Here is a 3,900-nt window from a genome sequence, read left to right as displayed (position 1 = left end):
TACGACTTCATGATCTTGATGTTTTGTGTAATACTATGGATATTACCCATTATTTGATTGATCCCGGCAAGCCAGCACAAAACGGCAAGGTCGAACGATCACATCGAACAGATCAAGAACACTTTTACGAACGGAATACGTTTAATAGTTTTGAAGAATTAAAATACAAATTACGATTATGGAATATGTACTACAATGATACAAAACATTGTGGTCTAAACGGTAAAACTCCTAACCAAACTCTCGGATTAAGAGTGCAAAATGTCCGTATCTAAAACATTGTAAACTTCTTTTTCCTTTCCATGAAATGCCGACTGCATTATATAAAATTTGCGGTATAGACCGTTGGGTTTTTGCATTAAGTCGTCGTGTTTTCCGCGCTCAATAATTCTGCCTTTTTCAAACACAAAAATCTTGTTTGCGTGCGAAATTGTGCTTAAACGATGGGCAATAATAAAAGTTGTCCTACCTTTAATTAATCTTGCTAACGCCTCCTGCACCAATCTTTCGGAAACAGAATCAAGCGCTGATGTTGCTTCATCTAAAATCAAAATTTTCGGGTCACGCAATAATGCCCGCGCAATCGCAACTCTTTGTTTCTGCCCAGTAGAAAGTTTTACCCCGCGCTCCCCGACTATTTGCTTGTATTGTTTGGAAAATTTCATTATAAATTCGTGCGCATTCGCTGCTTCCGTTGCTCTGATTATTTCCTTCATTGAAGCATTTGGTTTTCCATAAGCAATATTATTTTTAATCGTATCATTAAATAAAGTGATTTCCTGCGGGACAATAGCAATATTTTTTCTTAAAGAATGTAAATTAATTTTCTGGATATCGTGGCCGTCAAGTAAAATTTTTCCTTTTGTCAAAATAATATATCGGGAAATCAAATCAATCAAAGTTGTTTTTCCAACCCCACTATGTCCAACAAGAGCAATCACCTCCCCCACATTAACTTTGAAATCAATATTCCTAAGGACTGCCCTGCCTTTTTTATAGGCAAAACTTACATTATCAAAGACAACCTCTCCTTTTACGTTTTTTAAATCAATTCCCTGTTCGTATTTTTCCGGCTTGATATTTTTTAATTTTAGAGCTCTTTCAATTACAACTGTTCCTCTTTTTATTGTTCTGTAATTATGGCTCAACTGCGCAATTGGTTGGTGAACCAAACTAATATATCCCACGAACATTATTAATTCTCCAGCAGATATAATTCCTGTGCGCAACAAAAATATGCCCGCGCCGAAAACCAACACAAAACCAACTCCGAAAATTGTCTGCTGCCAAGCGCTCATTTTCAACCATGCGTTATTGAACGTCTGAACTTTGTCTGTTATTACGCCAAAATTTTTGATATTTCTTTTGGACTCTATTTTTTCGGCAATGCTAGATTTTACAACCTGAACATTGTTAACCGCATTATAGATATCGCCGTATCCTTTTTCATAAGCGCGATTCATAGTTTTCTGCATTCTGACCAAGGGTCTTACCTTTAAAAGCGTGGCAATAATATACACAATAATAATAATCAGTAAAATTATTGCTAATTTCCATTCAACATAAGTCAGGATGCCGATTCCAATAATTACTCTTAAAATTCCAGGGATAATTTCGTAAATCAATTGGCCCACGATAGTGTCAAAAAAATCAGCTGCCCTGCTAATTCTCTGCAAAATTTCTCCTATTTTCTTTTCTTTATGAAAACCGACCGGCAACTTTAAAATATGCGAGGACAAATCCAAAATTAAATCATTGCCTGCCTCTGTAAGAATTTTTGTTCCTTTTTTGTCGGAAAAACGGCCAACCCAATCGGAAAACAATGTTAAAATCAGCCATAAACCCAATATCTCGAAAAATATTTTTATCGCGCTTGACGGCCTTGTTGCAATATCAACCAAACGACCATAGATATAGGGGACTATGGCGCTCACGGCTGAACCGAAAATCGTCAAAAACATAATAAAATAGACCTTCTTTTTATATTTTTGAAGGTATTGCCAGATATTTTTAAAATCTTTCGTGATTTGCATAAACAAACTATATCAAATTTTCAGCAAATAGTCAAATTTGTTTGCTTGTTATTCTTATTTTGATTAAAATTAAAATAAGCAAAACAATGAATAAAATCAAAAAAAAATTTCTTGATTTGTTTTTTCCGAAAAAGTGTTTGGGATGCGGGAAATCCGACACATATTTATGTACGGATTGTTTTAAGCAAATCCAAATAATTCTTATTGTAGAACGCCCAAAGGATGCTTATTTGGACAGAATAATTTCTGTAACTAATTATGCCAATTCTTTAATCCGCGAATTGATAAAAAGTTTTAAATATTATTATGTGCAGGAATTATCAGAACCGCTGTCGCAATTGCTTATTCGCGTACTGGAAAATTTCGATACAAGCTTTAAAGTTTTCAACTTTATCATCATCCCTATTCCTTTACACGAACACAGATTGAGATATCGCGGATTTAATCAGGCAGAATTATTGGCAAAACAAATTGCAAATCATTTTAATTTGCCGATTGAAACAAATATTTTAAAAAGAATTGTCCCTACTGGCCCACAGGCGAATATAAAAGATATTAATAAAAGAAAAAATAATATTAAAGATGTTTTTAATATTATCCCGAACTCAGTCGAGGGAAAAAACATCCTACTTATAGATGATGTTTGCACGACCGGAGCGACCTTAATTGAAGCAGCAAGGGTTTTGAAATTAAATGGCGCCAGAGAAATCTGGGCATTGGTGGTTGCGAAAGGATGAAAAAAATGTTAGAATAAATCATCAATTTGGAGACGTGGCTGAGTGGTTGAAAGCGGCACCGTGCTAAGGTGTTAGGGGAGCAATCCCCTCGTGAGTTCGAATCTCACCGTCTCCGTCCTTCGCTCCTTGTTTTGCTTGGTGGGGTCGCATAGTGGACTAGTGCGCCTGTCTTGAAAACAGGTAGGGTTGCAAGACTCTCGTGAGTTCGAATCTCACCCCCACCGAATTAATTTTAATAATTAAAATCATAACTAAAAAATGGAAAACGATAATCAAGAAAATTTATTAAAAGAATTTGAATGGAGGACATTGGAATTCGAAAAAACCGAGAAAAATAAATCCTGGTTTATTTTTCCGGCAATCATTGTTATTATCCTCGGCATTATCGCTTTAATAACTGATAATCTTTTGTTCTTGGTCCTTATTTTACTGGGATTTTTTACTTTCTATGTTTACGCAAAAAAAGAACCAAGAACTATAAAATTCAAAATTGATGAAAGAGGAATTGAAGTTGATGATAGATTGCATACTTTTGATTCTATCCGCTCTTTCTGGATTTTTTACAATCCTGCCTCGCCGGCAGGCGGACCGCCAATGGAAAAAGAAATAAGCTTCAGGAGCAGAAAAACTTTTTTCCCATATATTAAAATTCCTTTGGCTGACCAAAATCCCAGTGAAATTAGAAAATACTTATTAAGATTTCTTCCTGAAAAACGCCACAAAGAATCTCTGATTGATATTTGGATGAAAAGAATCGGATTTTAGTCCCTATAGCTCAATGGATACCCGCCGCAAGCCCAAAGGGCAAGCAGGCGGGCCCGTCAAAATGCGAAGCTTTTGTCGGGGAGACGCAAGATTGCTAATAAGTCCCTATAGCTCAATGGATAGAGCGCAGGTTTGCGGAACCTGAGATCGAGGTTCAATTCCTCGTAGGGGCATTGAGTCATACTCGGTTAGTCGCGTCTGACGCGACATTTTTTATTTTAAACTGAATAAGATGAGATACATAGGTAACACTCCTAAATTGCCTAAAGTCGGGTAATTTTGGTAAAATTCAGAGGTGATTAACTATTAAATATCTCATCTTTTATGTTATCTCTTGGTATTAAGCAAATAGCTTACTATTTAAT

At 35.8% G+C, this 3,900-nt stretch carries 4 protein-coding genes and 3 tRNA genes; 6 read left to right on the top strand and 1 reads right to left on the bottom strand.

The window, feature by feature from the left end; all coding sequences use genetic code 11:
- A partial coding sequence (locus tag KKI21_02740) for an integrase core domain-containing protein (GenBank protein ID MBU4285116.1) occupies nucleotides 1-275 on the top strand: 275 nt, incomplete at its 5' end.
- Here the strand turns inward: KKI21_02740 and KKI21_02735 are convergent.
- A complete protein-coding gene (locus tag KKI21_02735; GenBank protein ID MBU4285115.1) occupies nucleotides 249-2,033 on the bottom strand; it encodes an ABC transporter ATP-binding protein/permease in 1,785 nt (594 codons plus the stop codon). The two genes, KKI21_02740 and KKI21_02735, sit on opposite strands and share 27 nt — an antisense overlap.
- Nucleotides 2,034-2,119: 86 nt before the next feature.
- Between KKI21_02735 and KKI21_02730 the strand changes: the two genes are divergently transcribed.
- From KKI21_02730 to KKI21_02710, 5 genes are all read left to right on the top strand, one after another.
- Entirely contained in the window at nucleotides 2,120-2,770 is a 651-nt protein-coding gene (locus tag KKI21_02730) for a ComF family protein (protein ID MBU4285114.1), read from the top strand.
- Nucleotides 2,771-2,798: 28 nt separating this feature from the next.
- Nucleotides 2,799-2,885 (top strand) — tRNA-Ser (locus KKI21_02725).
- A 22-nt stretch (nucleotides 2,886-2,907) separates the two neighbouring features.
- Nucleotides 2,908-2,994, top strand: a tRNA-Ser gene (locus KKI21_02720).
- 34 nt (nucleotides 2,995-3,028) lie between these two features.
- Nucleotides 3,029-3,535 carry a hypothetical protein gene (locus KKI21_02715; protein MBU4285113.1) on the top strand — a complete coding sequence of 169 codons (507 nt, stop codon included), beginning with the start codon at nucleotides 3,029-3,031 and terminating at the stop codon, nucleotides 3,533-3,535.
- A 101-nt stretch (nucleotides 3,536-3,636) separates the two neighbouring features.
- Nucleotides 3,637-3,708 (top strand) — tRNA-Arg (locus KKI21_02710).
- Nucleotides 3,709-3,900 lie beyond the last annotated feature (192 nt).

It is taken from the genome of Patescibacteria group bacterium (assembly GCA_018897295.1).
GTDB lineage: Bacteria > Patescibacteriota > Minisyncoccia > RBG-13-40-8-A > RBG-13-40-8-A > JAHILA01.
This window is presented reverse-complemented; position numbering and strand designations above follow the sequence as displayed.

Excerpts from the sequence above, each read along its gene's own strand:
- KKI21_02715 (MBU4285113.1), top strand. The coding sequence starts at position 3,029 with ATGGAAAACGATAATCAAGAAAATTTATTAAAAGAATTTGAATGGAGG.
- KKI21_02730 (MBU4285114.1), top strand. The coding sequence starts at position 2,120 with ATGAATAAAATCAAAAAAAAATTTCTTGATTTGTTTTTTCCGAAAAAG.
- KKI21_02735 (MBU4285115.1), bottom strand. The coding sequence starts at position 2,033 with ATGCAAATCACGAAAGATTTTAAAAATATCTGGCAATACCTTCAAAAA.